At 73.0% G+C, this 26565-nt stretch carries 21 protein-coding genes and 1 rRNA gene; 17 read left to right on the top strand and 5 right to left on the bottom strand.

What is annotated here, in order from left to right; all coding sequences use genetic code 11:
* The first annotated feature begins 177 nt into the window (after window positions 1-177).
* The 3 genes from rrf to ACIRG6_RS36445 all read left to right on the top strand — a co-directional run bounded on the left by rrf (window position 178) and on the right by ACIRG6_RS36445 (window position 2413).
* Window positions 178-294: ribosomal RNA gene (gene rrf, locus ACIRG6_RS36455) — 5S ribosomal RNA — on the top strand.
* A 194-nt stretch (window positions 295-488) separates the two neighbouring features.
* The gene (locus ACIRG6_RS36450) at window positions 489-1745 is read left to right on the top strand and encodes a hypothetical protein (protein WP_403326193.1); all 1257 of its coding nucleotides are present in this window, start codon (window positions 489-491) and stop codon (window positions 1743-1745) included.
* The gene (locus ACIRG6_RS36445) at window positions 1637-2413 is read left to right on the top strand and encodes a hypothetical protein (RefSeq protein WP_403326190.1); all 777 of its coding nucleotides are present in this window, start codon (window positions 1637-1639) and stop codon (window positions 2411-2413) included. Before ACIRG6_RS36450 ends, ACIRG6_RS36445 begins: the two co-directional genes overlap by 109 nt.
* Before the next feature lie 63 nt (window positions 2414-2476).
* Here ACIRG6_RS36445 and ACIRG6_RS36440 read toward each other — a convergent pair whose 3' ends face one another.
* Window positions 2477-3769 carry a DUF1015 domain-containing protein gene (locus ACIRG6_RS36440; RefSeq protein WP_403326182.1) on the bottom strand — a complete coding sequence of 431 codons (1293 nt, stop codon included), beginning with the start codon at window positions 3767-3769 and terminating at the stop codon, window positions 2477-2479.
* Window positions 3770-3841: 72 nt separating this feature from the next.
* On the opposite strand from ACIRG6_RS36440, the gene ACIRG6_RS36435 reads away from it, so the two are divergent.
* The 4 genes from ACIRG6_RS36435 to ACIRG6_RS36420 all read left to right on the top strand — a co-directional run bounded on the left by ACIRG6_RS36435 (window position 3842) and on the right by ACIRG6_RS36420 (window position 7944).
* A complete protein-coding gene (locus tag ACIRG6_RS36435) occupies window positions 3842-4873 on the top strand; it encodes an HAD hydrolase-like protein (RefSeq protein ID WP_364685246.1) in 1032 nt (343 codons plus the stop codon).
* Window positions 4874-4988: 115 nt separating this feature from the next.
* Window positions 4989-6032, top strand: a complete 1044-nt coding sequence (locus ACIRG6_RS36430) for a FecCD family ABC transporter permease (protein WP_318217969.1) — start codon at window positions 4989-4991, stop codon at window positions 6030-6032.
* Window positions 6029-7066, top strand: coding sequence for a FecCD family ABC transporter permease (locus ACIRG6_RS36425; RefSeq protein WP_365021423.1), 1038 nt, complete (start codon window positions 6029-6031; stop codon window positions 7064-7066). The genes ACIRG6_RS36430 and ACIRG6_RS36425 overlap by 4 nt, the downstream gene beginning before the upstream one ends.
* A complete protein-coding gene (locus tag ACIRG6_RS36420; protein WP_364685253.1) occupies window positions 7063-7944 on the top strand; it encodes an ABC transporter ATP-binding protein in 882 nt (293 codons plus the stop codon). The genes ACIRG6_RS36425 and ACIRG6_RS36420 overlap by 4 nt, the downstream gene beginning before the upstream one ends.
* A gap of 6 nt (window positions 7945-7950) precedes the next feature.
* Here ACIRG6_RS36420 and ACIRG6_RS36415 read toward each other — a convergent pair whose 3' ends face one another.
* Window positions 7951-8298, bottom strand: a complete 348-nt coding sequence (locus ACIRG6_RS36415) for an SCP2 sterol-binding domain-containing protein (protein ID WP_350725058.1) — start codon at window positions 8296-8298, stop codon at window positions 7951-7953.
* Window positions 8299-8339: 41 nt separating this feature from the next.
* Here ACIRG6_RS36415 and ACIRG6_RS36410 point away from each other — a divergent pair, with 41 nt between their 5' ends.
* The 6 genes from ACIRG6_RS36410 (at window position 8340) to ACIRG6_RS36385 (ending at window position 14831) form a co-directional block, all read left to right on the top strand.
* Complete coding sequence (locus ACIRG6_RS36410) at window positions 8340-8690, top strand: hypothetical protein (protein WP_365021421.1); 351 nt, start codon at window positions 8340-8342, stop codon at window positions 8688-8690.
* A gap of 7 nt (window positions 8691-8697) precedes the next feature.
* A complete protein-coding gene (locus ACIRG6_RS36405; protein WP_239771048.1) occupies window positions 8698-9513 on the top strand; it encodes a hemolysin in 816 nt (271 codons plus the stop codon).
* On the top strand, window positions 9510-10415 hold the full coding sequence (locus ACIRG6_RS36400) for an NAD kinase (RefSeq protein WP_189230375.1): 906 nt from the start codon (window positions 9510-9512) through the stop codon (window positions 10413-10415). Before ACIRG6_RS36405 ends, ACIRG6_RS36400 begins: the two co-directional genes overlap by 4 nt.
* 186 nt (window positions 10416-10601) lie before the next feature.
* Window positions 10602-12320, top strand: a complete 1719-nt coding sequence (gene recN / locus ACIRG6_RS36395) for a DNA repair protein RecN (RefSeq protein WP_239771141.1) — start codon at window positions 10602-10604, stop codon at window positions 12318-12320.
* A gap of 414 nt (window positions 12321-12734) precedes the next feature.
* A complete protein-coding gene (locus ACIRG6_RS36390; RefSeq protein WP_403326175.1) occupies window positions 12735-13499 on the top strand; it encodes a hypothetical protein in 765 nt (254 codons plus the stop codon).
* A gap of 183 nt (window positions 13500-13682) precedes the next feature.
* Entirely contained in the window at window positions 13683-14831 is a 1149-nt protein-coding gene (locus tag ACIRG6_RS36385) for a glycosyltransferase family 4 protein (RefSeq protein ID WP_403326172.1), read from the top strand.
* A gap of 23 nt (window positions 14832-14854) precedes the next feature.
* Here the strand turns inward: ACIRG6_RS36385 and ACIRG6_RS36380 are convergent, their stop codons facing one another.
* From ACIRG6_RS36380 to ACIRG6_RS36370, 3 genes are all read right to left on the bottom strand, one after another.
* Window positions 14855-16525, bottom strand: coding sequence for a PucR family transcriptional regulator (locus ACIRG6_RS36380; RefSeq protein WP_365021413.1), 1671 nt, complete (start codon window positions 16523-16525; stop codon window positions 14855-14857).
* A gap of 66 nt (window positions 16526-16591) precedes the next feature.
* Window positions 16592-17974: an FAD-binding oxidoreductase gene (locus ACIRG6_RS36375; RefSeq protein WP_364685269.1), complete on the bottom strand. Its 1383-nt coding sequence runs from the start codon at window positions 17972-17974 to the stop codon at window positions 16592-16594.
* 78 nt (window positions 17975-18052) lie between these two features.
* Window positions 18053-19855, bottom strand: a complete 1803-nt coding sequence (locus ACIRG6_RS36370) for a glycoside hydrolase family 15 protein (protein ID WP_189230380.1) — start codon at window positions 19853-19855, stop codon at window positions 18053-18055.
* 530 nt (window positions 19856-20385) lie between these two features.
* On the opposite strand from ACIRG6_RS36370, the gene ACIRG6_RS36365 reads away from it, so the two are divergent.
* The 4 genes from ACIRG6_RS36365 to ald all read left to right on the top strand — a co-directional run bounded on the left by ACIRG6_RS36365 (window position 20386) and on the right by ald (window position 26247).
* Window positions 20386-22035, top strand: coding sequence for a CTP synthase (locus ACIRG6_RS36365; protein WP_318217959.1), 1650 nt, complete (start codon window positions 20386-20388; stop codon window positions 22033-22035).
* 83 nt (window positions 22036-22118) lie between these two features.
* Complete coding sequence (locus ACIRG6_RS36360; RefSeq protein WP_364685273.1) at window positions 22119-22754, top strand: NUDIX hydrolase; 636 nt, start codon at window positions 22119-22121, stop codon at window positions 22752-22754.
* Window positions 22755-22960: 206 nt separating this feature from the next.
* On the top strand, window positions 22961-24988 hold the full coding sequence (locus ACIRG6_RS36355) for a tetratricopeptide repeat protein (protein WP_364685276.1): 2028 nt from the start codon (window positions 22961-22963) through the stop codon (window positions 24986-24988).
* 134 nt (window positions 24989-25122) lie between these two features.
* Window positions 25123-26247, top strand: a complete 1125-nt coding sequence (gene ald / locus ACIRG6_RS36350) for an alanine dehydrogenase (protein ID WP_364685279.1) — start codon at window positions 25123-25125, stop codon at window positions 26245-26247.
* Window positions 26248-26565: the final 318 nt, after the last annotated feature.

Genomic DNA, 26565 nt, shown 5'->3' with positions numbered 1-26565 from the left:
GTTGATAGGCCGGATCTGGAAGCACCGTGAGGTGTGGAGGTGACCGGTACTAATAGGCCGAGGGCTTGTCCTCAGTTGCTCGCGTCCACTGTGTTAGTTCTGAGGCAACGACCGTTGCCGGCTTTGAGTAGAACGCACAATTAAAGAGTGTGCTTGTTCGCTCGAAACCATTAGGGTTTCGGTGGTCATAGCGTAGGGGAAACGCCCGGTTACATTCCGAACCCGGAAGCTAAGCCTTACAGCGCCGATGGTACTGCAGGGGGGACCCTGTGGGAGAGTAGGACGCCGCCGAACAATCTTTGGGAAGGACCCCTGGTCACCAGCGTTCAGCTGGGACCAGGGGTCCTTTCGTTTTTCCAGGGCGCACCGGGTACCCGGCTGCGTGAGAATGACTTTGCGGTACCGAAGACAGGAGTCACCGATGTCCACCAACTCTCCCGACGATCGACCGGAGCGCGACCAGCGGCGACGGGACAGTGGGGACCGCGGTGAACGCGGTGGTCAGCGCGGGGACCGCGGTGGCTTCCGTCGCGACGACCGCGGTGGCTCCGGCCGCCGTGAGGGCGGCGACCGCGATCGTGGCGGCTTCCGCAGGGACGACCGTCGTGATGACCGTGGGGACCGCGGTGGCTTCCGCCGCGACGACAATCGTGGTGGCGGCGGGTACGCGCGTCGCGACGATCGTGACCGTGGTCCGCGCCGCGACGACCGCGGTGACCGTCCGTCCTTCCGGCGCGACGACCGTGGTGACCGGCGTGACGACCGTGGCGACCGTCCCGCCTTCCGGCGCGACGACAACCGAGGCGAGCGCGGTGGCTTTGGCCGGCGCGACGACCGTCGGCCCGATGACCGCGGGCCGCGCGGTGGTTTCCGGCGCGATGACCGGCGTGACGAGCGACGTGACGACCGTGACGACCGCGGTGGCTTCCGCCGCGACGACAACCGTGGTGGCGGGTACGGGCAGCGGGACGACCGTGACCGTGGTCCGCGCCGCGACGACCGTGACCGTGGCTTCCGCCGGGACGACCGGGGAGACCGTCCCGCCTTCCGGCGCGACGACCGTGGCGACCGCGGGGACCGCCCCTCCTTCCGGCGCGATGACCGGCGTGACGACCGCGGGGACCGTCCCGCCTTCCGGCGCGATGACCGGCGTGACGATCGTGGCGACCGTCCCGCCTTCCGGCGCGACGACCGAGGGGATCGCGGGGACCGTCCCTCGTTCCGGCGCGACGATCGTGGCGACCGTCCGTCCTTCCGGCGCGACGACCGCGGTGACCGTCCCGCCTTCCGGCGTGACGACCGCGGTGACCGCGGGGACCGTCCCTCGTTCCGGCGCGATGACCGGCGTGACGACCGCCGTGACGACCGTGGCGACCGTCCCGCCTTCCGGCGTGACGAGCGGCGTGACGACCGCGGTGGCTTCCGTCGGGACGACAACCGTGGTGAGCGTGGTGGCTTCCGTCGGGACGACAGCCGCGGTGGCGACCGTGGCGGGTTCCGGGGCCGGGACGACCGCGGACCCCGCCGTGACGACCGCGGCGGGCGGCCGGGTGGCTTCCGTGGGCGCGACGACCGGCAGGGCGGCGGTGGCCGCTTCCGCGAGGAGCGGGACCGCGACCGGGAGCCCATCAAGCGGCTGCCGATCCCGGACGACGTCACCGGCGAAGAGATCGACAAGGACGTACGGCAGGAGCTGCAGAGCCTGCCCAAGACGCTCGCGGACGACGTCGCCCGGAACCTGGTGATGGTGGCCCGGCTCCTCGACGAGGACCCCGAGGCCGCGTACGGCTACTCCAAGGTGGCGCTGCGACTGGCGTCGCGTGTGGCCGCCGTACGCGAGGCGGGCGGCTTCGCCGCGTACGCCAATCAGAAGTACGCGGAGGCGCTCGCCGAGTTCCGGGCCGCCCGGCGGATGACCGGCTCCGTGGAGCTGTGGCCGGTCATGGCCGACTGCGAACGCGGTCTCGGCCGTCCGGAGAAGGCGCTGGACATGGCCGGTGCCCCCGAGGTGCAGAAGCTGGACAAGGCCGGGCAGGTCGAGATGCGGCTCGTGGCGGCCGGCGCCCGGCGGGACATGGGGCAGCTGGACGCGGCCATCGTGACGCTGCAGAGCCCCGAGCTGGCCTCCAACTCCGTACAGCCGTGGACCGCGCGGCTGCGGTACGCCTACGCCGACGCGCTGCTGGCCGCCGGCCGGGAGCGGGAGGCGCGGGAGTGGTTCGCCAAGGCCGTCGAGTCCGACCGGGACGGCAGCACGGACGCCTCCGACCGCCTCGCCGAGCTGGACGGGGTGGAGTTCATGGACGCCCTTGACGAGCGCGAGGACGACGGCGTACGCGAGAGCGACGTGGACGGTCCGTCCGGCGACGACGTCGACGACGTCGAGGACGTCGAGGGCGGCGACAAGGACTGACGTCCGCACGGCATGACGAAGGGGCGGGACCGGCACACGGTCCCGCCCCTTCGTCGTGTCCGGTCACAGATCCAGCGCGCGCAGCACCAGGCCCGAGGCCGGCTTCGGGCCGAACGACGTCGACTTGCGGGGCATCGTGACGCCCTGACGGGCCAGGTCGCGGACGACCTCCTCGCGCACGGGGTGCATCAGTACGGCCGTACCGCCGTCGCGTTCCGCCTTCTCGACCGTGGCCGCCGTGTCGTGGATGTACGAGATGTGCGCCGCGGAGTCCTCGGGGATGTGCCAGACGTGGGCGAGGAGCGTGGCGTGCAGCACGGTGGCGTCCAGGGTGCGCCAGGCCTCGGGGCGGCCGGTGGGGACCGTGCGGGCCAGCAGGCCGGCGTCCGGACGGTCGACGAGGTGGAAGGCGCCGTCGCCGGCGAGCAGGAACGCGTTGCCCGCACCGGCCGCCCGGGCCAGGGCGTCCATGGCCTCGGTCAGGGACGTCTCCAGGCGCCGGACGCGGAAGCGGCCGTCCAGGGCCGTCACCGCGTCGCTCACCGGGAGGCCGTGCAGCAGGCGGTGGATGGCACGGACCCGGAGCGGATAGCGGGCCGTGTCGACCAGGAGGACGAGGCCGTGGTCCCAGGGGCTGGGGGAGGGGTGCTCCGCGCGGAGCCTGCGGTAGGTCGCCCAGCGGTGGTGGCCGTCGGCGATCAGGGCCTGGTGCTCCGCGAGCTCGGCCCGGACGCGGGCCACGTCGTCCGGATCGGTGAGCGACCACAGACGGTGGCAGAAGCCGTCCTCCGTGGTCGTCGACAGGAGCGGCGGCCGTTCGGCGGTGCGTTCCACGACGGTGGTGGTCGCGGCCGTCGCGCCGTTGCCCCGGTAGGTCAGCAGGAGCGGCTCGAGATTCGCCGACGTGGCCCGCATCAGCGCCGCGCGGTCGGCGACGATGTGCGGCATGACGTCCTCGTGCGGCAGCACCACCTGGTCCGAGGGGTCGGACACCCGCAGGGCGCCGATGATGCCGCGTTGCAGCAGGCCGCCACCGTCGCGCTGTTCGTACACGTACAGGCCCGGTTCCGGGTCGGCGGTCAGGACGCCCTCCGACAGCCAGCTGCGCAGGGTGTCGGCGGCCTGTTCGTTGCGGGCTTCCGGTGTGGCGGCCTGGGGCAGGATCAGCCGGACGATGTTGTACGGGTCGGCGGACTCGAGGTGGAGCAGTCCGTCGGGGCGGACCACGACGTCGTACGGAGGAGACGTCACGGCGGCCAGGCTGCCGACCCGGTCGGGGTCGTAGCGGAGGCCTCGGAACGGGGTGAGTTCCAGGCCCCGGCGCGCCGTTGCTTCCGGGTGACCCGCAGTATTCATCCCGGCATCGTACGACTGTCGGTGGCATGGGGGATGATCGGGGGAAAGGCGTCTGATGAGGAGCGATGTGCAATGAGCCGGAGCGTCAGGACGAGGCCCGACGGCAGTGGGCGGGACCTGAGCGAGGCGTACGACACGGCGCTGCTCGACCTGGACGGCGTGGTGTACGCCGGGGGGAACGCGATCGCGTACGCGGTGGAGTCCCTCGCCACGGCCAGGTCGGGCGGCATGCACCTGGCGTACGTCACGAACAACGCGCTCCGCACGCCCGACGCGGTCGCCGCGCACCTGAGCGAGCTGGGCATCCCGACGGAGGCGGACGACGTCATCACCTCGGCGCAGGCGGTGGCGCGGCTGATCGCCGAGCAGGTGCCGTCGGGCGCGCGGGTGCTGGTGATCGGCGGGGAGGGGCTGCGTGTCGCGTTGCGCGAGCGCGGGCTCGTGCCGGTCGAGTCGGCGGAGGACGACCCGGCGGCCGTGGTGCAGGGCTTCGGCGGGCCCGAGCTGCCGTGGGGGCGCTTCGCCGAGGCGTGCTACGCGATCGCGCGGGGCGTTCCGTGGTACGCCTCCAACACCGACCTGACGATCCCGGGCGCCCGGGGCATCGCACCGGGCAACGGTGCGGCGGTGGAGGTCGTGCGGATCGCCACCGGGGCCGATCCCCAGGTCGCGGGGAAGCCGTTGCCTCCCATGCACCGGGAGACGATCCTGCGGACCGGCGCGAAGCGGCCCCTGGTGGTCGGGGACCGGCTGGACACGGACATCGAGGGCGCGTTCAACGGGGACGTCGACTCGCTGCTCGTCCTGACCGGGGTGACCGACGGCGCCCAGTTGCTGGCCGCACCCCCGCAGCACCGGCCGACGTACGTCGACGCCGATCTGCGCGGACTGCTCACCGGGCAGCCGGAGGTCACGGGGGACGAGGACGGCGGCTTCCGCTGCGGCGGCTGGACGGCGACCGCGGGTGGCGAGCGGCTGGAGCTGGAGGGCGACGGCGAGGCGCTGGACGGACTGCGCGCGCTGTGCGCGGCGGCCTGGACGGCGGGCGGGGAGAGCGCATACGCGCTGGACACGGGGAAGGCGCTGGCGCGGCTGGGGCTGTGAGCCGGAGGAACGGCCGGGGTCGGGCCCCGGCGGAAGGGGAAGGAGCCCCGCCGGGCGGCGCCGAGGTGCATCCCGGGGATCGTGATCGGTTGGCAGGGTAGGCTAACCTAACTGCGTGTTGGTCGACAGTCCCCCCGAACAGCGCGCGGAGACCGCTCCCGCGCCCCCGAAGCGCCGTGCGCTGCGTGCCGTTGGGTTGCCCGTCTCCGCGGCGATCCTGGTGCTGATCGCGATGGCGAGCATCGCGGTCGGCGCGAAGGACCTGTCGCTGGCTCAGGTCTGGCACGGCCTGTTCCACGACTCGGGTACCTACGGCGACGTCGTGGTGAGCGAGCGGCTGTCGCGGACCGTGCTCGGTCTGCTGGCCGGCGCCGCGCTCGGCCTCGCCGGGGCCGTGCTCCAGGCGCTCACCCGCAATCCGCTGGCCGATCCCGGTCTGCTCGGCATCAACGCGGGCGCCTCGGCGGCCGTCGTCACGGCCATCACCTTCTTCGGCGTCAGCTCGCTGGGCGGGTACGTGTGGTTCGCCTTCGCCGGTGCGGCGGGGGTCGGCGCGCTGGTCTGGTTCCTGGGCGGCAGCCGCGGGGCCACGCCGGTGCGGCTGGTGCTGGCCGGCACCGCGATCAGCGCCGCCCTCTTCGGTTACCTCCAGGCCGTGATGATCATGGATGACGCGGCGCTGGGACGGATGCGGTTCTGGACGGTCGGTTCGCTGTCGTCGGCGACGACCGGGACCATCAGGGAGGTGCTGCCGTTCTTCGTGACCGGCACGGTCCTCGCGCTCGCGCTGTCCAAGCCGCTCAACGCCATGGAGATGGGCGACGACACTGCCAGGGCCCTCGGCGCCAACCTGAACCGCACGCGGGCGCTGTCCATGCTCGCCGCCACCGTGCTGTGCGGGGCCGCGACCGCCGCCTGCGGGCCGATCGTGTTCGTCGGCCTGATGGTCCCGCACATCGTGCGCTCCTTCACCGGGCCCGACATGCGCTGGATCATGCCGTACGCGGCGATCCTGTCGCCCGTGCTGCTGCTCGGCGCGGACGTCCTCGGCCGGATCGTCGCGCGGCCCTCGGAGCTCCAGGTCGGCATCGTCACCGCGGTCCTCGGCGGACCGGTCTTCATCTTTCTCGTACGACGGCGGAGGACGGCCCAGCTGTGAAGACCCACCGTGTTGTACGGAGTCCGGGAGGGCTCTCACTGCGCCTCGACGTCCGGGCCGTGGTCGTCGTCGCCCTGCTGCTGGTCGTCGCGCTCGCCGCGAGCGTCCTGCTGATCGGCACCGGCGAGTTCGAAATACCGGCCGGGGACGTGCTGAAGACCCTGGCCGGCGACGGGAATCCCAGCCAGGAGTTCATCGTCAACGAACTGCGGCTGCCGCGGGTCCTGGTCGGGTTGCTGGTCGGTGCCGCGCTCGGGCTGGGCGGCGCGCTGTTCCAGGCCATCTCGCGCAACCCGCTGGGCAGTCCGGACGTGCTCGGACTCGGCCAGGGAGCGACGGCCGGCGCCCTCGTGATGATCGTCCTGTTCTCCGGGACCGCCACCCAGGTCACCCTCGGCGCGCTCGCGGGCGGCCTGGTGACCGGCATCGGTATCTATGTGCTCGCCTGGAAGCGGGGAGTGCACGGATATCGACTCGTCCTGGTCGGCATCGGCATGTCCGCGATCGTCACGGCGATCAACGGCTATCTGATGACCCGGGCCGACATCGTCGACGCCGCCCGTGCCGTCGTCTGGATGACCGGTTCGCTCAACGGCCGTGACTGGGCCCAGGTCTGGCCCCTGCTGGCGCTGTGCGCGGTGCTCGTGCCGCTCGTCCTCGCCAACGGCCGGGCGCTCAGGCTGATGGAGATGGGCGACGACATCTCGTACGCCCTCGGCGTGCGCGTCGAGCGCGTGCGGATGCTGCTGATGGTGGCCGCCGTGCTGCTCACCGCCGCCGCGACCGCCGCCGCCGGACCGGTCAGCTTCGTCGCGCTCACCGCGCCGCAGCTCGCCCGGCGCCTGACCCGCTCGCCCGGCCCCAACCTGCTGCCGTCGCTCTGCATGGGCGCCGCCCTGCTGGTCGGCGCCGACTGGGTCTCGCAGCGGGCCTTCGGCGCCGACCAGCTGCCCGTGGGCGTGGTCACCGGCGTCCTCGGCGGCGTCTATCTGCTGTGGCTGCTGGTCACCGAGCGCAAGGCGGGCCGGATATGAGCGCCGGTGCCACCGCCACCAGCGGGCTGAACAACCAAAGGAGCATCGTGAACCGTCTGTCCGCGGAGAACGTCACCCTCGCCTACGACCAGCGGGTCATCGCCGAGCAGTTGTCGGTGGAGATACCCGACAACTCCTTCACGGTGATCGTCGGCCCCAACGCCTGCGGCAAGTCGACCCTGCTGCGCGCCCTGTCGCGGATGCTGAAGCCGAGCCGGGGCCGGGTGCTCCTCGACGGGTCGGTCATCCAGTCGATGCCCGCCAAGAAGGTCGCGCGGACCCTCGGCCTGCTGCCGCAGTCGTCCATCGCGCCCGACGGCATCACCGTCGGCGACCTGGTGGGCCGGGGCCGCTACCCGCACCAGGGCCTGCTGCGCCAGTGGTCGAGCGAGGACGAGCGGGTCGTCCAGGAGTCGATGGCCCAGACCGGCATCACCGGACTCGCCGACCGCTACGTCGACGAACTCTCCGGCGGGCAGCGCCAGCGCGTGTGGATCGCCATGGCGCTCGCCCAGCAGACCCCGCTGCTGCTGCTCGACGAGCCGACGACGTACCTGGACATCCAGCACCAGATCGACGTCCTGGACCTGTGCGCGGAACTCCACGAGACCCAGGGCCGCACCCTGGTGGCCGTCCTGCACGACCTCAACCACGCCGCCCGGTACGCCACCCACCTCATCGCCCTGCGCGGCGGAAAGGTGATCGCCGAGGGCGCGCCGAACGACATCGTCACGGCCGAACTGGTCGAGGAGGTCTTCGGACTGCGCTGCCAGATCATCGACGACCCGGAGACGGGCACGCCGCTGGTGGTGCCGGCCGCGCGCAAGGCACGCGTCACCGGCGAGCGCGAGAAGGTGTCGGCGACGAAGGCGTCCTGAGGGCGGCTACAGAAGCTTCCTGAGGCGGAACAGGTCGCGCAGCCCCGCCTCCAGCTTCACCCGGCCCGAGCCCCAGGCCTTGGCGAAGTTCAGCTCGCCGTCGACCAGGGCCACCAGGTCGTCGCCGGTCATCGCCAGCCTGATCTCGGCCCTCTCGCGCGGCGGCCCGTCGAGGGTCTCGCGCACGTCGATCCGGCCGTCCGCCATGCGGCCCGCGAAGGTGACGTCCAGGTCGGTGATGTGGCAGCTCACCGAGCGGTCCAGCGCGGTCGCCGACCGCACGTCCCCTTCGGCGCCGTGCATGTTGTCCGAGAGCTTGTCGAGTGCGTCACGGCACTCCTCAGTCGTCGCCATCGGGACAGACCGTACCGCAGCGTTCGCGGTAGCGTCGGGGCATGAACGACGCAGTACCGCAGGCCGGCGGCCAGGAGGCGGACGCCGAGGCGGGGCCCCGGGAGGCGCGGGACGAGTACGCCCCCGCCGGCCCCGCCCCCCTCGGCGTCCCCCGCACACCCACCGGCGACGCCGAGGTGGACGCCGGACTGCGGCGCCTGGCCGACGCCGACCACCTCGCCACGGACGGGCACGTCGAGGTGTACGAGGATGTACACCGGGGGCTGCGCGACGCGCTCACCGCGCTCGACGCCCGCCCGGGACCTCCGGCCCCCACCCGTCGCCCGACCACCGCCCCTCAACGGGGCCCTTCGGGCCACGAGTCCCATTCGCCGCACGAACACAGGAGCTGAACCGAACGTGGCAGGAGTCGCACGCCGCCGTCTCGACGCGGAGCTGGTCCGCCGCAAGCTGGCGCGCTCGCGCGAGCACGCCAGCCAGCTGATCGCCGCCGGCCGGGTGAGCGTCGGCAAGACCGTCGCGACCAAACCCGCCACCCAGGTGGAGACCGCCGCGGCCATCGTCGTCACCCAGGACGACAGCGACCCCGACTACGTCTCGCGCGGCGGCCACAAGCTCGCCGGCGCCCTCGCGGCGTTCCTGCCGCAGGGCCTCGTCGTCGAGGGACGGCGCGCGCTCGACGCGGGCGCCTCCACCGGGGGCTTCACCGACGTCCTGCTGCGGGCGGGCGCCGCGCACGTCGTCGCCGTGGACGTCGGATACGGACAACTCGCCTGGTCCCTCCGGCAGGATGAACGCGTCACCGTCAAGGACCGTACGAACGTACGTGAGTTGACGCTGGACGCGATCGATGGGGAGCCCGTGGATCTTGTCGTGGGGGATCTGTCCTTCATCCCGCTCGGACTGGTGCTGCCCGCCCTGGTGCGGTGCACGCGGCCGGACGCCGATTTGGTGATGATGGTGAAGCCGCAGTTCGAGGTGGGCAAGGAGCGGCTGGGCAGCGGGGGAGTGGTACGCAGTGCGCAGCTGCGGGCCGAGGCCGTACGGGGCGTCGCCCGCAGGGCCTGGGACCTGGGACTCGGTGTGAAGGGGGTCACCGCCAGTCCGCTGCCCGGTCCCTCCGGGAACGTCGAGTACTTTCTGTGGCTGCGGGCCGGGGCCGGTGAACTGGACCCGGCCGACGTTGACCGTGCAGTGGCGGAGGGGCCGCGTTGACACAGAACCGAGCTCGTACTGTTTTCCTGCTCGCCCACACCGGGCGGCCCGCGGCCATCCGCAGCGCCGAGCTCGTGGTCAAGGGGCTGCTGCTGGCCGGCATCGGGGTGCGGGTCCTGGAGGCCGAGGCGCGCGATCTGCCGCTGCCGGACGAGGTGGAGCTGGTCGGGGAGGCCACCCCGCAGTGCCTCGACGGGTGCGAGCTGCTCATCGTGCTGGGCGGTGACGGGACGCTGCTGCGCGGCGCCGAGTTCGCCCGCGCCTCCGGCGTGCCGATGCTCGGCGTCAACCTCGGCCGGGTCGGCTTCCTCGCCGAGGCCGAACGGGACGACCTCGACAAGGTCGTCGACCGGGTGGTGAGCCGGGCGTACGAGGTCGAGGAGCGGATGACCGTAGACGTCGTCGTCCACCGCAACGGCGACATCGTCCACACCGACTGGGCGCTGAACGAGGCCGCCGTGCAGAAGGCCGGCGCAGAGAAGCTGCTCGAGGTCGTGCTGGAGATCGACGGGCGGCCGGTGACGGGGTTCGGCTGCGACGGCATCGTGCTGTCGACGCCGACCGGGTCGACGGCGTACGCCTTCTCGGCCGGCGGGCCGGTGGTGTGGCCCGAGGTCGAGGCGCTGCTGATGGTGCCGATCAGCGCGCACGCGCTGTTCGCGAAGCCGCTGGTGACCTCGCCGGACTCGGTGCTCGCGGTGGAGGTGCTGCCGCACATCCCGCCGGGGGTGCTGTGGTGCGACGGGCGGCGGACGGTGGAGTTGCCGCCGGGGGCGCGGGTGGAGGTCCGGCGGGGAGCGGTGCCGGTGCGGCTGGCCCGGCTGCATCACGCGTCGTTCACGGACCGGCTGGTGGCGAAGTTCGCGCTGCCCGTGTCCGGGTGGCGGGGTGCTCCGCACTAGCGGACTCGAAGGGGTGGTTCTGTCGCGTCCTGGCCGCGGGCCGTCTGCGGCTGGTCGCGCCCCGCGGCGCAGCCGCCACCAGCACAGCCCCGCGCCCCGGCGGCATGCAATCGCCCGGCGTCGCATGGGCGGCCTGTGTGCGCTCCCCGCCCCGGACCTCGTAAGGTCGTGTCCGTGCTTGAGGAGATGCGGATACGGTCGCTCGGAGTCATCGACGACGCTGTTGTCGAGCTGTCGCCCGGGTTCACCGCTGTCACCGGTGAGACGGGTGCGGGCAAGACCATGGTGGTCACCAGTCTCGGGCTGCTCCTGGGCGGGCGCGCGGACGCGGCGCTGGTGCGGATCGGGGCCAAGAACGCGGTCGTCGAGGGGCGGATCGCCGTGCCCGGTGACGCCGCCGCGGCCGTGCGGGCCGAGGAGGCCGGGGCCGAGCTGGACGACGGTGCCCTGCTGATCAGCCGTACCGTTTCCGCCGAAGGGCGTTCGCGGGCGCATCTGGGCGGGCGCTCCGTGCCCGTGGGGATGCTCGCCGAGCTCGCCGACGAGCTGGTGGCCGTGCACGGGCAGACCGACCAGCAGGGGCTGCTGAAACAGTCCCGGCAGCGGCAGGCACTGGACCGGTACGCCGGTGACGCGGTCGCCGTGCCGCTCGCCAAGTACGCCGGGGCCTACCGTCGGCTGCGCGCCGTCGTGTCGGAGCTGGAGGAGATCACCACGCGGGCGCGCGAGCGCGCCCAGGAGGCCGATCTGCTGCGCTACGGCCTCGACGAGGTGGCGGCCGTCGAACCGCGCGCCGGCGAGGACGTGGAACTCGCGGAGGAGGCCGAGCGGCTCGGGCACGCCGAGGCGCTGGCATCGGCCGCGACGGCCGCGCACGCCGCGCTGGCGGGCAATCCGGAGGACCCCGAGGGCGTGGACGCGGCGACGCTCGTCGCGGGCGCGCAGCGGGCCCTGGACGCCGTGCGGTCGCACGACCCGGCGCTCGCCTCGCTCGCCGAGCGGATCGGCGAGGTCGGGATCCTGCTGCGGGACGTGGCCGGGGAGCTGGCGGGGTACGCCGACGACCTGGACGCCGATCCGCTGCGGCTGGCGGCGGTCGAGGAACGGCGGGCCGCGCTCACCGCGCTGACCAGGAAGTACGGCGAGGACGTCACGGCCGTGCTGACCTGGGCCGAGCAGAGCGCCGCGCGGTTGACCGAGCTGGACGGCGACGACGAGCGGATCGGCGAGCTGACCGTCGAGCGGGACGCGCTGCGGGCGGAACTGGGCGGACTGGCGCAGGCACTGACCGACGCGCGGACGGAGGCCGCCGAGCGGTTCGCCGCCGCGGTGACCGCCGAGCTGGCCTCGCTCGCGATGCCGCACGCGCGCGTGTCGTTCGACGTCCGGCAGACCGAGGACCCCGAGGGCGTGGAGGTCGGCGGACGTGCGGTCGCGTACGGGCCGTCGGGCGCCGACGAGGTCGAGCTGCTGCTCGCCCCGCACCCGGGCGCGCCGCCGCGTCCCATCGCCAAGGGCGCCTCCGGCGGTGAGCTGTCGCGGGTGATGCTGGCCGTGGAGGTCGTGTTCGCGGGGACCGACCCGGTGCCGACGTACCTCTTCGACGAGGTCGACGCCGGGGTCGGCGGCAAGGCGGCGGTGGAGATCGGGCGGCGCCTGGCGCGGCTCGCGAAGACCGCGCAGGTCGTCGTGGTCACGCATCTTCCGCAGGTCGCCGCGTTCGCCGACCGGCAGCTGCTGGTGGAGAAGACGAACGACGGCTCGGTCACCCGCTCCGGGGTCAAGGTCCTCGAGGGCGAGGAGCGGATCCGGGAGCTGTCCCGGATGCTAGCGGGCCAGGAGGACTCGGAGACGGCCCGCGCCCACGCGGAGGAACTGCTCGCGACGGCGAGGGACGACGGGTAGGGGCGCGGCCCGGTGGACGCCGGTGCGGTGGCCGGCGCCGTGTAGCCAGGGCCGCCGGCCGCGGTGACCGCCGGGATGCCTCCGTTCTCCGGAGGCGGTGGCCGTGTGCGCGGGCGCCGCGTCAGCCACCTCGGCGCGCACGCCGTCCGCAGAGGTGGCTTCGTGTGCGGGTGCCGCGTCGGTGGTCTCGGGGGGCACGCCGTCCGCGGGGCCGGCTTCGTGTGCGGGTGCCGCGTCGGTGGCCTTTTGGCCGCATGTCCTCCGCCGGAGCGGCTCCGTGGGCGGTGTTGCACGGGGGACCCGGTGCGGGCCTTCACAGGCGTCGGTTCGGGCGGGACCGGGGGATCCCGCGGCGCCCCGCGGGCGCGGACCTTCGGCCGGGGATGCCCCGCGGGGGTCCCGTAGGGTGGCCGGATGATCAAGCGCAGTCGCCGGACCGGTGCCTCCTTCGCCCTCGCCGCCGCCGTGGCCCGGACCGGCCTGACCGCGCTGCGGGCGGCGGCGCCGGGCGGCCGGGACCGCTGGGAGCGGAAGAACCACGCCGGGCGGATGGTCGGGCTGTATGCCGGGCCCGCGTCGGCCGTGGCGGTGGCGGTCGGGGCGGGGCGGGCGCGGCCCGCCGCCGGGCTCGCCGTGCTCGCCGCCGGGGTCTGCGGGGCCTACGACGACGTGGCGGGGGCCCAGGATCCCCGGCGGGGGTTCCGGGCGCATCTGACGGCGCTGCGGGACGGTGAGGTCACCGGCGGGGCGGTGAAGCTGTTCGGGATCTGCGGGGCCGGGCTCCTTGCGGGTGCGGTGATGAAGGAAAGGCCGCTGGACAAGGTGCTCGCGGGCGTGGTGATCGCCGGCGCCGCGCACCTCGTCAACCTCGTGGACGTGCGCCCCGGCAGGGCCGCCGCCGTGGTCCTCGCGCTCGGGGCGCCGGGGCTCCTGAGGCAGGGCCCCGGAGCGGAGACGGCCGCCGCCGCGATGGGGGCCGCCGCGGCCGTACTCCCCGACGACGTCGCCGGGCGGACGATGCTCGGCGACACCGGAGCGCACGCCCTGGGCGCGGCCCTGGGCGCCGCCGTCGTGGAGGGAAACGGCAGGGCGGGACTCGCCGCGCACGCCGTCGCGCTGGTGGCCGCGGCGGTCTGCGGAGACCGGGTGAGCGAGCTGGCACGTCACTCGTGTGAGTGAACTGGTCCCGTTCCGTTGCCCCCGTGGTCGCGTTCGCGCGGGGATCGTCGTTCCCGGAACACCCGTACGTGCTGGCATCCTTGACGGAGTAACGCACAGGAAACCGTCGGCGCGCCCCGACCGCACCATCCTTCTGTACGTTCTTCGAGACCGTCCCCCGCCGAACCAGGAGTCCCGGGACACGTGACCCTCGTGAGCAGCCACTCACCGCTCGGCCCGGCGCCGCTGCGCACCGTGCAGGTGCTGGGCGGAGGCAACGCCGGCAGCAGCGCGCATGTGCGCTCGCTGGCCGCGGGGCTCGTCGCGAGGGGCGTGAAGGTCACGGTGTGCGCCCCCGCCGATGCGGAACGCACCTACGACTTCACGGGCGCCGGAGCGGACCACGTGCACGTGCCCCGCAGCAGCGACCCCGTCTCCGTGGCGGCGCTGCGGGCGGTGTGCGCGGACGCCGACCTGGTGCACGCGCACGGGCTGCACGCCTCCCTCCGTGCCGCGCTGGCCCTCGGCGGGCGCCGGGTCCGTACCCCGCTCGTCGTCACCTGGCACGACCGGGCCCACGCCGAAGGGGCGCGCGCCCATCTGCTGCGGGTGCTGGAACGGCGGGTGATGCGGGCCGCCACCGTGGTGCTCGGCGCCACCTCGGACCTGGTCGACCGGGCCCGGCTGACCGGCGCGCGGGACGCCCGGCTCGGTCCCGTCGCGCTCCCCGGCCGTCCCCGCCGGGCCGCCGGGCCGGAGGACCCCGACCGGACGGGCCCGAAGGTCCGGGCCGAACTCGGCGCCGTCGGCCGCCCGTTGCTCATCGCCGTGGGTTCCCTGGAACCGCACCGCGGATACGACGTCCTGCTCGACGCCGCGCGCGCGTGGCGCCGCCTCGACCCCGTGCCCCTGGTCGTCGTCGCCGGGGAGGGCCCGCTGCGCGGGGAGTTGCAGCGGCGGATCGAGGACGAGCGGCTGCCGGTGGCGCTCATCGGCCGCCGCGACGACGTCACCGACCTGCTCTCGGCGGCCGACCTCGCGCTGCTGCCGGACCACCGCGGGGCGGGACGCTCCGTTCTCGCCCAGGAGGCCCTGCACGCGCGCCTGCCGCTCGTCGCCGGCGCCACCGGCGGCATCCCCGAACTCGTCGGCGACGCCGCCGAACTCGTCCCGCCCAGGGACGCCGGGGCACTCGCCGACGCCGTCGTCGGCCTGCTCGGCGACGCCGCGCGGCGCGAGGCGCTGCGCGACCGGGGCGTACGGCAGGCGGCCACCTGGCCGACCGAGGACGAGACGGTCGCGCAGATCCTCAGCGTCTACGACGAACTGACCCGGCCCACGCCGCTGCTCTAGGCGTCCTCCTCCAGGCGTTCCCTCTAGGGCACGTGCCGGCGTGCCCGCAGGGCCAGGCTCAACGCCAGTACGGTCTGCGGGTCGTCGAGGTCCGTGCCCAGCAACTCCCCGATCCGCGCCAGCCGGTTGTACAGCGTCTGCCGGTTCAGGTGGAGTTCGCGTGCCGTCTCCGCCTTGCGGCCCGCGTGCGCCAAGTACGTCTGGAGCGTGGGCAGCAGGGGCGGCTTGGAACGGTTGTCGTGGTCCTGGAGGGGGCCGATCGCCCGGCCCACGAACGCCGCCAGGTCCGGATGGTCGCGCAGCCGCCACAGCAGCAGGTCGATGTCGAGGCGCCGGGCGTCGTACCACGGCCGGTCGCCGAGGCCCTGGGCCGCGGTCGCCGTCTCCGCCGCGTGCCGCAGACCGGCCGACGCCGCCGCCCAGCCGCCGGCCACCCCGACGACCACGACCGGCGGGTGCGTTCCCGGGCGCTGCATCCCGGCCCGCTCCACGCCCGCCCGCAGCGCCGCCGCGACCCGGTCGGCGACCGCCGCCCGCTCCGACTCCGAGCGCAGGCCCAGCAGGAGCGGCACCCGGCCCTCCACCGGACGCACGCCCAGCAGCACCGGCACCCCGACCGACGCCAGCTCCTCGGCGACCGCGCGGGCCAGCACCGCCCAGCCGCCGCCGGCGGGAGCGAGGGTGTCGCCGAGCCGCATCACCACCGGCAGCAGCGGACTGGCGCCCGGCTTGAAGCCGAGGACGCGGGCCTGCGCCGGGGCGTCCTCGGCCGTGATCCGGCCCTCGGCGAGGTCGGTGAGGAAGTCACCGCGCCCGCGCGCCGCCAGCTCCTCCTCCTGCCGTGCCTGCATCAGCACCACGGCGAGGATGCCGGCCGCCCGCTCCGCTGCCATTCGGTGCACCGGAGCCAGCGGGGACCGTACGGGCAGCAGGACCAGCCGGGCGCGCACCGACCCGGCGCCGGGGCCGCCCCCGGGCACGTCCACCAGCACCGAGCCCGCCGGGGGCGGGGTCTCCTTGTGCTGGCCCCGCAGCCCCTCCCACACCTGGAGCGGGTCGGCGCCCTCGGGTCCGGAGCCGGCGGCGTACAGCAGGCGGCCGTCGGTCGTCTCCAGGAAGACCGGGTTGTCGCCGAACTCGGCGAGGATGCCGAGCACCTGGGGCACCCCGCCGCCGCCCAGGAGCGCGTCGGTGCAGCGGCGGTGCACCTCCTCGGCCCGCTGGAGCAGCGCGTAGTGGCCGTTGACGATCTCGGTGTGGATCTCCTCGGTGACCGTCACGAACGGCACCTCGCGGTGCAGCTGGACCAGCGGCAGCCCGGCCGCGCGGGCGGTGTCCACGAGGGTCGCGGGCAGCCGGGCGAAACGCGGGCCCAGCTCCACGACCAGGGCCGCGATGCCGCGCTCGGCGAGCGTGCGGACGAACGCCCGCTGCTCGGCGGGGCGGGTGCCGAGGCCGTAGCCGGTGGTCAGCAGGAGCTCGCCGCCCTTGAGGAGGGAGGCGATGTTGGGCACCTCGCCCGCGTGCACCCAGCGCACGGTGCGGTGCAGGCGGTCGGCGCCGGCGAGGATCTCCGGAAGGCCGCTGCGCAGCCCGGGAAGTTCCAGGGCCCGCTGCACGGTGATGCCGGCCCCCCGTGGTCCGTATCCGCCGTCCCTGAGGCCGTCGCCGCTGTTGACTCTGCCGCTGTCCATGAGCCGGACGCTACCCGCGGGGGCCGCTGCCGGGCACATCGCGCGGGGGCGCCTCGCGCCGGTGCGTCACGCGGGGCGGATGTTGTGGTTGAACCGGAACACGTTGTCGGGGTCGTACCGCCGCTTCAGCTCCGCGAGCCTGCGGGCGTTCTCGGTACCCAGCCCGGCCACCACCCGGTCCGCGCCCTCGTCGCCGATGAAGTTGAGGTACACCGCCCCGGTGCTCCACGGCCGCACGTCCGCGCGCACGTCCCGCACCCACCGGATGCCGCGTTCGTCGTCGTCCGGGTCCTCCCACACCCCGAAGGGGTGCACCACCCACGAGGCGTCCCGGTAGGGCACCGGGTAGTCGGACGGCCCGTCGGAGATCGCGCCGCCCTGCGGGAACAGGGTGTGCTGAGTGCCGCTCGGCACGGGCATGGTGGCCGCGCGGGCGCAGTACACGTCCACGGCTTCGTCGGGGAGCCCCGTCAGATGTTCGGCCGACCAGTAGTTCCGCAGTCCCGGCGGGTCGTCGATCATGCACTGCAGGTCGGCGTACGGCACCGCGCCGACGACCTCGGCCTCGTGGGGCAGCGCCAGCAGTGGCTCGGCGAACCTGCGCAGGCCCGCCTCCGGGCCCGCGTGGGTGAGGAGCATCCCGCACAGCAGGGTGCCCACCAGGTGCGGTGGCACGAACTCCGCGGGCGGGCCGGTGAAGTAGAGCACGCCGCCGCCCACCTCGTCGGGACCCGACTCGATGACGTCACGGAAGGCGCGGACGACGAGCTCGCCGGACTCCGGCGGGTACAGCACCAGGGCGAGGGAGAACTCCGGCAGCTCGTGCAGCTTCAGGGTGAGCGCCGTGGCGATGCCGAAGTTCCCGCCGCCGCCGTGCAGTCCCCAGAAGAGGTCCGCGTTCTCGTCGGGGCCGGCCTGGATCCTGCGGGCGTCGGCGGTGACCAGTTCCACACCGAGCAGATTGTCCACGGCCAGTCCGCACCAGCGGTCCAGCCAGCCGGTGCCGCCGCCCAGCACGAAGCCGCCGACGCCGGTCGTGGAGGCGCGACCGCCGGTGGTGGCGAGGCCGTAGGGCTGTGTGCCACGGTCCAGGTGGCTCATCGTCGCCCCGCCGCCGACCCGTACCGCCCGGGCCGCGGGGTGGACCGTCACCTCGTGCATCAGACGCAGGTCGATCACCAGACCACCGTCGTTGAGGGCCTGACCGGACACGCTGTGGCCGCCGCCGCGTACCGCGATGGGCAGGTCCAGCTCTCTGCCGAAGCGTACGGCGCGCACCACGTCGTCCTCGTGCGCGCACCGCGCGATCACGGCGGGCCGCCGGTCGATCATGGCGTTGTGGACGGTCCGGGCCTCGTCGTAACCCGGGTCACCGGGGGCGAACACCTCGCCGGTGAGTTCTTCGCGCAGCGCGGCCGTCGCCGCACCCGCCGTCGAAAGGGAAGTCATGGCCGCCCCCATCCGCAAAGGGGTTGGAGTATCTCTCCAGCCTAGGCGGGTGCGGCCACGTCCTCCTCCTCAGCGCCCTCAGCCCCCGTACGCCCCGCTCGCCGTCAGGCGCAGGGCCGTGTCGATCAGGGGCACGTGGCTGAACGCCTGAGGGAAGTTGCCGACCTGGCGCTGCAGGCGCGGGTCCCACTCCTCGGCGAGCAGCCCCAGGTCGTTGCGCAGGGACAGCAGCTTCTCGAAGAGCTTGCGCGCCTCGTCCACCCGGCCGATCATCGCCAGGTCGTCGGCCATCCAGAACGAGCAGGCCAGGAAGGCGCCCTCGTCACCGGGCAGGCCGTCGACGCCCTCGTCCTTGCCGTCCGTCGGGTAGCGCAGGATGAAGCCGTCCGACGTGGACAGCTCCCGCTGGATGGCCTCGATGGTGCCGATGACCCGCTTGTCGTCCGGCGGCAGGAAGCCCATCTGCGGGATCAGCAGCAGCGACGCGTCCAGCTCCTGGGAGCCGTAGGACTGCGTGAAGGTGTTGCGTTCCTTGTCGTAGCCCTTCTCGCACACGTCCCGGTGGATGTCGTCGCGCAGCTGCTTCCAGCGCTCCAGCGGACCGTCGGCGTCGCCGGACTCGATCAGCTTGATGGTGCGGTCGACGGCGACCCAGGCCATCACCTTGGAGTGCACGAAGTGGCGGCGCGGTCCGCGCACCTCCCAGATGCCCTCGTCCGGCTCCTGCCAGTGGTCCTCCAGGTAGCGGATCAGCTTCAGCTGGAGCACCGAGGCGTAGTCGTTGCGGGCCAGGCCCGTCATGTGGGCCAGGTGCAGGGCCTCGGTGACCTCGCCGTACACGTCCAGCTGGAGCTGGTGGGCCGCGCCGTTGCCGACCCGGACCGGGGTGGAGCCCTCGTAGCCGGGCAGCCAGTCCAGCTCCGCCTCGCCGAGCTCGCGCTCGCCGGCGATGCCGTACATGATCTGCAGGTTCTCCGGGTCGCCTGCGACCGCGCGCAGCAGCCACTCGCGCCAGGCGCGGGCCTCCTCGCGGTAGCCGGTGCGCAGCAGCGAGGACAGGGTGATCGCCGCGTCGCGCAGCCAGGTGTAGCGGTAGTCCCAGTTGCGGACGCCGCCGATCTCCTCCGGCAGGGAGGTGGTCGGCGCGGCGACGATGCCGCCGGTGGGGGCGTACGTCAGCGCCTTCAGCGTGATCAGGGAGCGGACCACGGCTTCGCGGTAGGGACCGTGGTACGTACAGTGCTCGACCCACTCGCGCCAGAAGTCCTCCGTCGCCACCAGCGACTGCTCGGGCTCCGGCAGCGCCGGCGGCTCCTTGTGCGAGGGCTCCCAGGAAATCGTGAACGCGATCCGGTCACCCGGAGCGACCGTGAAGTCCGCGTACGTGGTGAGCGCCTTGCCGTAGGTCTCGGCCTCTGTGTCGAACCACACGGAGTCGGGGCCCGCGACGGCCACCGTGCGGCCCTCGTGCTTGTGCACCCACGGCACGACCCGGCCGTAGCTGAACCGCATCCGCAGCTCCGAGCGCATCGGCACCCGGCCGGAGACGCCCTCCACGATCCGGATCAGCTGCGGGGCGCCGTCACGCGGCGGCATGAAATCGGTCACCCGGACCGTGCCGCGGGGGGTGTCCCACTCGGATTCCAGGATCAGCGAGTCGCCGCGGTAGCCGCGCCGCGCGGCGACGGGCGGCTCGGCGCCGGGGGCGTAGGCGGGCCCGAGCCGCCAGAAGCCGTGTTCCCCGGTGCCCAGCAGGCCGGCGAAGATGGCATGCGAGTCGAAGCGGGGCAGGCACAGCCAGTCCACTGTGCCGTCCCGGCAGACCAGGGCAGCGGTCTGCATGTCTCCGATGAGTGCGTAGTCTTCGATGCGCCCGGCCACGTGCAACTCCAGTCGAACGGCCACGTCACCCCGCGTGGGGGCGGTCGCTAGTGCGGTCAAGGGGGGTGTCATGCGTTGTTGAGCCATGAAGCAAAGCAGCCGTCCGGCCGTGAAGCCAAACGCTGTGCCGTAAACGACAATTGTTGCTCAACGAACTGACGAGCTCTCGTTGTTCCGGCGCTGACGGGCGAGGGGTGGTGCCGTGTCGCCGGGCGGGCTCGGCAGCGAACGTCCGAGCAGGATACGACGCACGTAGATGATCTGTGTGCGCCTCCGGGCAACACGGGTCCGCCGAACGAGTGACCACCGGGTGAGAATCCGGTGAGCCGCGCGCGTCCGTGTCCGCGTGTGCGCGGAGCGTGGCCGGAAGCCTTCGCTCTCCGGCGCTGATACGCTGGTAGCCCGTGGACCGGTGGGAGACAAACCCCGGAACCGCAGCGACGGCGCCGCCGACGACAACCCGGGAGAACCGGGCCGTACGACGGACGCACAGCACCCCAGACCGCGACCACGGGAGCCCCCTCTTGGCCATGCCGCCCAAATCCTCGACGACCAAGCACATCTTCGTCACCGGGGGTGTCGCCTCCTCGCTCGGCAAGGGGCTGACGGCCTCCAGCCTCGGCATGCTGCTCAAGGCTCGAGGTCTGCGCGTCGTGATGCAGAAGCTCGACCCGTACCTCAATGTCGACCCTGGCACGATGAACCCCTTCCAGCACGGTGAGGTCTTCGTCACCAACGACGGCGCCGAGACCGACCTGGACATCGGACACTACGAGCGCTTCCTCGACCGAGACCTGGACGGCTCCGCCAATGTCACTACAGGCCAGGTCTACTCGACCGTGATCGCCAAGGAGCGGCGCGGCGAGTACCTGGGCGACACGGTGCAGGTCATCCCGCACATCACCAACGAGATCAAGCACCGCATCCGCCGCATGGCGACGGACGAGGTGGACGTCGTGATCACCGAGGTCGGCGGCACGGTCGGCGACATCGAGTCGCTGCCGTTCCTGGAGACCGTCCGCCAGGTCCGCCACGAGGTCGGCCGCGACAACGTCTTCGTGGTGCACATCTCGCTCCTGCCGTACATCGGCCCCTCGGGCGAGCTGAAGACCAAGCCGACCCAGCACTCGGTCGCGGCGCTGCGCAACATCGGTATCCAGCCGGACGCGATCGTGCTGCGCTGCGACCGCGAGGTGCCGACCGCGATCAAGCGCAAGATCTCGCTGATGTGCGACGTCGACGAGGCGGCCGTGGTGGCCTGCCCCGACGCCCGCTCGATCTACGACATCCCCAAGGTGATCCACACCGAGGGCCTGGACGCCTACGTCGTCCGCAAGCTGGACCTTCCGTTCCGCGACGTGGACTGGACGACCTGGGACGACCTGCTCGACCGCGTCCACAACCCCGAGCACGAGATCGTCATGGCCCTGGTCGGCAAGTACATCGACCTGCCCGACGCCTACCTCTCGGTCACCGAGGCGCTGCGTGCGGGCGGCTTCGCCAACCGGGCCCGCGTGAAGATCAAGTGGGTCACGTCCGACGACTGCAAGACCCCGGCCGGCGCCAAGGCGCAGCTCGGTGACGTCGACGCCATCTGCATCCCGGGCGGCTTCGGCGACCGCGGCGTGCTCGGCAAGGTCGGCGCGATCAAGTACGCCCGCGAGAACAAGATCCCGCTGCTCGGCCTGTGCCTGGGTCTGCAGTGCATCGTGGTCGAGGCCGCGCGCAACCTGGCCGGCATCGCCGACGCCAACTCCACCGAGTTCGACCCCGCCACCGCCCACCCGGTCATCTCCACGATGGCCGAGCAGCTGGACATCGTGGCCGGCGAGGGCGACATGGGCGGCACGATGCGGCTCGGCATGTACCCGGCCAAGCTGGCCGAGGGCTCCATCGCGCGCGAGGTGTACGACGGCAAGGAGTACGTCGAGGAGCGGCACCGTCACCGCTACGAGGTGAACAACGCCTACCGCGCGGAGCTGGAGAAGAAGGCCGGCATCGTCTTCTCGGGCACCTCCCCGGACGGCAAGCTCGTCGAGTACGTCGAGTACCCGCGCGACGTCCACCCCTACCTGGTCGCCACGCAGGCGCACCCGGAGCTGCGCTCGCGCCCGACCCGCCCGCACCCGCTGTTCGCCGGGCTGGTCAAGGCCGCGGTCGAGCGGAAGACGGCGAAGTAACACACCAGTTGTACGGTGGCCGGGACGCGTTCATTCAACGGGGCGCGTCCCGGCCTCTTCGCGTACATCTGGAAGGACAGGGCATGACGGGCACGACCATCAAGGACACCCCCGAGGAGTGGGAGGTCCGGGCGACGGAGACCCCCTTCCGGGGCAAGAAGACCTCCGTCCGCACGGACGAGGTGGTCATGCCCGACGGCTCCGTCGCGAGCCGCGACTACCAGGTCCACCCCGGCTCCGTGGCCGTCCTCGCCCTGGACGACGAGGGACGGGTGCTGGTGATCCGCCAGTACCGGCACCCGGTGCGCGAGAAGCTCTGGGAGATCCCGGCCGGCCTGCTCGACGTGCCCGGCGAGAACCCCCTGCACGCCGCCCGGCGCGAGCTGTACGAGGAGGCGCACGTCAAGGCCGAGGACTGGAAGGTGCTGACCGACGTCTACACCACCCCCGGCGGCTGCGACGAGGCCGTGCGGATCTTCCTCGCCCGGAACCTGTCCGAGGCCGACGGCGAGCGCTTCGCGGTCGAGGACGAAGAGGCCGACATGGAGCTGGAGCGGGTGCCCGTCGCGGACCTGGTCCGGGGAGTGCTCGCGGGTGACCTGCACAACAACTGCCTCGTCGTGGGCGTGCTCTCGCTGGTCGCCGCGGAGCACGGCGACGGGCTGGACGCGCTGCGCCCGGCCGAGGCACCGTGGCCGGCGCGCCCGTTCGAGGCCTGAGGGCGGGCCTGTGGTCCCGCGCGGCGCCATGACCGCCCTGCGCGGCCCCTGCCCGTCCTCTGCGGTGTGACCATCGGTTGATCCGATCAGGGGATGCGCCCGCCGCGCTCCCCCCGGTCCGTAGCACAGCGTGAATTAGGCTCGGGAAACGCCCGAACCGGAGTTCCGGCGGGCGCCGGCGTGCGGTGGGATCGGGAGTGTGGCCCGTGACGGATCAGGCGGTGGACACGGACGGCGTACGGCTGTCGGGCGACCCTGCCGGGGAGACTCGGTTCCTGGGCCGCACCCGTGAGGTGAAACAGCTGCGCGCCGACATCGAGCGGGCGGGGCTCGACACCATCTCCGGCCGCAAAGCGCCCCGCGCACGGGTGCTGCTGATCGCGGGCCGGCCCGGCTCCGGCCGCACCGCCCTCGCCGAGGAACTCGCCGCCCAGGTCGCCGACCGTTACCCCGACGGGGTGCTGCGGGCCCGGCTGAGCGAGCCGGACGGCCGGCGCGTGCCCGTCGGGCGGCTCGCCCGCGACCTGCTCACCGAGCTGGACCGCCCCACCCCGCCCGGCGCCTGCGAGGACGACCTCACCGCCGCCCTGCGCGAGGCACTCGCCGACCGCCGGGTCCTGCTGCTGCTCGACGACGCCGCCGACGCCGAGCAGGTCGACGCCCTGCTCCCGGACACCCCGGACTGCCTGGCCGTCGCCGTCTCCGAGGGCCCGCTGACCGGCATCGCGGACGTCCGCCCGTGCACGCTGGGGGGCATGGACACCAAGTCGGCCGTGGAGCTGCTGTCCCGGTTCGCCGGGTCGGTCCGCATCACCGTCGACCCCCGGGCCGCCGAGCAACTGGCCGAAGCATGCCAGGCGCAGCCCGCCGCCCTCATCCTGGCCGGCGGCTGGCTCGCCGCCCGCCCCAAGGCGGCCGTCGCCGACCTCGCCAAGCAGGTGCACGCCGCGGACGACCAGGGGACGCCGCTCAGCCGCGTCTTCCGCCTGGCCTACGCGTCGCTGCCCGGCCCCGCCGCCCGGATGCTGCGCCTGCTCTCCCTCGCCCCGGCCGGCCTGGTCGACCCGCACACCGCGTCCGCGCTCGCCGGTTGCTCCGTGGGCGACGCGCGCAGCACCCTGGACGAATTCGTCGCCCTCGGCCTGCTGCACCCGGTCGGCTCGGCGTTGCCGCAGTACGAGGTCCCCGGCTGCCTGCACCCACTGCTGAAGGCCCTCGCCGCCCGGCACGACCGGCCCGCCGAGCTCCAGCTGGCCCGCGCCCGGATGCTGGAGCGGACGGTGCGGCTGCTGCAGTCGTGCCGGGCGATCACCGAGACCGACAACGACCGGGCCCGCGAGAAGCTCGACGGCATGCCGCGGGCCCTGCGCTTCCCCACCCCGAGGGCCGCCGCCGACTGGCTGCGCCTGCGCCGGCCCGCCCTGCTGGCCGCGGCCCGGCTCGCGGTCGCCGACGGGGAGCTGGACACCCTCGCCCGCAGGCTGATGTCCCAGCTGGTGCGGGCCATGGTGGCCCACTTCGGCACCCAGGCGGCGGCGCCCGACCTGTACGACGTCCACCGGCTCGTCCTCGACGTGGCCGAGCGCCGCGACCTGCCCCGGGAGAAGGCGGCCGCCCTGCTGAACCTGGGCGACCTGGACGCCCGGACCGGCCGTACCGCCGAGGCACTGGCGCGCTACCGGGCCGCGCTGGACGCCGGACGCGCGGCGGACGACCCGTACGCGACCGGCCGCGCGATGGAATCCGTAGGCGGCGCCCACCTGGAGCTCGGGGACAACGACCGGGCCGCCGACTGGTTCGGCCGGGCCCTCGCCCAGCGGCTCGCCCGCGACGAGCGCGCCGACGCCGCCCGGATCTACGGCCGCATCGCCACCGCCCACACCTACGCGGGCCGCTACGGCGAGGCGGTGCGCTCCTGGCGCGCGGCAATCGCCGGGTACCGCAGGACCGGCGATCTCCCGGCCCACGCGCGGGCGTTGAGCGAGCTCGCCCGCGTCCAGGAGTACGCCGGGCGGCCCGAGGAGTCGCTGCGCACCTGCCAGGAGGCCGTCGAGTGGGCGCGCCGGGCCGAGGACGTCCGGCTCCAGGCCGCCCTGCACCTCAGGCTCGCCGACACCCTCGACCACCTCGGCGACCCCACGGCGGCCGGCCTGCACCGGGGCACGGCCGAGCGGATGTTGAGGGAGGAAGCCGCTGATGCCTGCGAAATCCGCAGCGCATCCGATGAAGATTGATGCTTTGAAAGGCTAGACAGCGGGAACACCTTCATTAGACTGGCTCTGCCGCACGTTCTCCTGCGGTCTACCCCGGTGTGCCCGAGCCTGAGCGGGTATGCCTTGTAATAGCCCTATTCTCTGAGCCAAGGACCGTGATCCACGTGAAGGTCGGCATTCCCCGCGAGGTCAAGAACAACGAGTTCCGGGTGGCCATCACCCCCGCCGGCGTGCACGAGCTGGTGCGCCACGGTCACCAGGTCGTCATCGAGCGTGACGCCGGCGTCGGCTCCTCGATCCCCAACGAGGAGTACCTCGCCGCCGGTGCGCGGATACTCGACACCGCCGACGAGGTCTGGGCCACCGCCGACCTGCTGCTCAAGGTCAAGGAGCCCATCGCGGAGGAGTACCACCGCCTCCGCAAGGACCAGACGCTCTTCACCTACCTGCACCTGGCCGCCTCCAAGGAGTGCACGGACGCGCTCATCGAGTCCGGCACCACCGCGATCGCCTACGAGACGGTCGAGCTCCCGAACCGCGCGCTGCCGCTGCTCGCTCCCATGTCCGAGGTCGCGGGCCGCCTGGCCCCGCAGGTCGGCGCCTACCACCTGATGGCCGCCAACGGTGGCCGCGGCGTGCTGCCCGGCGGTGTCCCCGGCGTGCTGGCCGGCAAGGCCGTCGTCATCGGCGGCGGCGTCTCCGGCTGGAACGCCGCGCAGATCGCCATCGGCATGGGCTTCCACGTGACCCTGCTCGACAAGGACATCAACAAGCTCAAGGAAGCCGACAAGGTCTTCGGCACGAAGATCCAGACCGTCGTCTCCAACGCCTTCGAGCTGGAGAAGGCCTGCCTGGAGGCCGACCTCGTGATCGGCGCCGTGCTGATCCCGGGCGCCAAGGCCCCGAAGCTGGTCACCAACGAGCTGGTGTCCCGGATGAAGCCCGGAAGTGTCCTTGTCGACATCGCGATCGACCAGGGCGGCTGCTTCGAGGACTCGCACCCGACCACCCACGCCGAGCCGACCTTCCCGGTGCACGGCTCCGTGTTCTACTGCGTCGCCAACATGCCCGGCGCGGTCCCGAACACCTCCACCTACGCGCTGACCAACGCCACGCTGCCGTACATCGTGGAGCTGGCCAACCGCGGCTGGGCCGACGCGCTGCGCCGCGACCCCGCGCTGGCCAAGGGCCTCAACACCCATGACGGCAAGGTCGTTTACAAGGAGGTCGCCGAGGCGCACGGCCTGGAGCACGTCGAGCTGAGCTCGCTGCTCGCCTGACCCGTCGGCCGGTGGACCGGCCAAGTCAGCAACCGGGAAAGGCGATACGTCAACAGACGTCGTCAATCCCGCACACCCGGCCGGACCTTGCCCGACAAGGTCCGGCCGGGTGTGTGTATGGTCACTTTGCGATTCTCGGCCAACTCGCCTCGAACGTAACGCTTCAACCGATTCGCGCACCGGTGAAACCTGCTGTGCGACGGCCGTACGCCCTTGACAGAGGGATGTTTCATTGCCGACACATCGGGCCGGGTCCGGCGGATTGTGTTGCTGCGGACGGCCGACACGCCATAGAGTCGCCGAACGTCGGCATGGTGT

It is taken from the genome of Streptomyces flaveolus, from assembly GCF_044765825.1.
Classification (GTDB): domain Bacteria; phylum Actinomycetota; class Actinomycetes; order Streptomycetales; family Streptomycetaceae; genus Streptomyces; species Streptomyces flaveolus.
This window is presented reverse-complemented; position numbering and strand designations above follow the sequence as displayed.

Coding starts and splice junctions, on each gene's coding strand:
- ACIRG6_RS36380 (WP_365021413.1), bottom strand. CDS start 16,525: ATGGACAGCGGCAGAGTCAACAGCGGCGACGGCCTCAGGGACGGCGGA.
- ACIRG6_RS36435 (WP_364685246.1), top strand. CDS start 3,842: ATGAGCCGGAGCGTCAGGACGAGGCCCGACGGCAGTGGGCGGGACCTG.
- recN (WP_239771141.1), top strand. CDS start 10,602: ATGCGGATACGGTCGCTCGGAGTCATCGACGACGCTGTTGTCGAGCTG.
- ACIRG6_RS36390 (WP_403326175.1), top strand. CDS start 12,735: ATGATCAAGCGCAGTCGCCGGACCGGTGCCTCCTTCGCCCTCGCCGCC.
- ACIRG6_RS36420 (WP_364685253.1), top strand. CDS start 7,063: ATGAGCGCCGGTGCCACCGCCACCAGCGGGCTGAACAACCAAAGGAGC.
- ACIRG6_RS36360 (WP_364685273.1), top strand. CDS start 22,119: ATGACGGGCACGACCATCAAGGACACCCCCGAGGAGTGGGAGGTCCGG.
- ACIRG6_RS36415 (WP_350725058.1), bottom strand. CDS start 8,298: ATGGCGACGACTGAGGAGTGCCGTGACGCACTCGACAAGCTCTCGGAC.
- ACIRG6_RS36410 (WP_365021421.1), top strand. CDS start 8,340: ATGAACGACGCAGTACCGCAGGCCGGCGGCCAGGAGGCGGACGCCGAG.
- ACIRG6_RS36375 (WP_364685269.1), bottom strand. CDS start 17,974: ATGACTTCCCTTTCGACGGCGGGTGCGGCGACGGCCGCGCTGCGCGAA.
- ACIRG6_RS36440 (WP_403326182.1), bottom strand. CDS start 3,769: ATGAATACTGCGGGTCACCCGGAAGCAACGGCGCGCCGGGGCCTGGAA.
- ACIRG6_RS36365 (WP_318217959.1), top strand. CDS start 20,386: ATGCCGCCCAAATCCTCGACGACCAAGCACATCTTCGTCACCGGGGGT.